Raw genomic sequence first — 585 nt, forward strand, 5'->3', positions numbered from 1 at the left:
TCATCTTGATTTCCTACATTGCGCGCAATTCCCCCGTGGCGTGAATCACGCTTGTGTTTAAAAATTGTTTGTGTGGTTAAATTTTTATGTCTTGAGGAATTCTCGTGTTTCCGCGAATATTAGCTAATCCACGAATTTCGGCATTTCTAAAAATCTTGACTGCGTCATAAATGCGAGCACTATCATAAACTTTTGCATCTCCAAAAATCTCAACATTTCCATAATTAACATCATCCTCATACGTGAAATTGGAGCATGATATAATGACATCACCATAAACTTTAGCATTGTTATAAATGAGAGCAGGACCACAAATTATTGCGTTCCCATATACACGAGCATTGTCGTAAACCTTGGCACTATTCTTTATTCGTGCATTCTCAAAAACTGCTGCGTCACCATAAATGCGTGCGTCATTGTAAACTTCTGCATTACCGCAAACATGAGATTTGTCGCGAACAACAGCATCACCAAAAACATGTGCACTACCAGAAACCTTGGCATTACCGTAAACAACAGCACGACTGTAAACTTGTGCATCAGAATAAACTGAAGCATTTCCACTAATACAGGCGCCATCAAATA

General features: G+C 38.8%; 1 protein-coding gene. It reads right to left on the reverse strand.

The window, feature by feature from the left end:
* Positions 1-76: 76 nt before the first annotated feature.
* Positions 77-585 (reverse strand): hypothetical protein (locus ACFIKU_RS10235; protein ID WP_375657445.1); only part of this gene is annotated, 509 nt, incomplete at its 5' end.

The sequence above is a fragment of the Bartonella sp. CM120XJJH genome, assembly GCF_042194715.1.
GTDB lineage: Bacteria > Pseudomonadota > Alphaproteobacteria > Rhizobiales > Rhizobiaceae > Bartonella.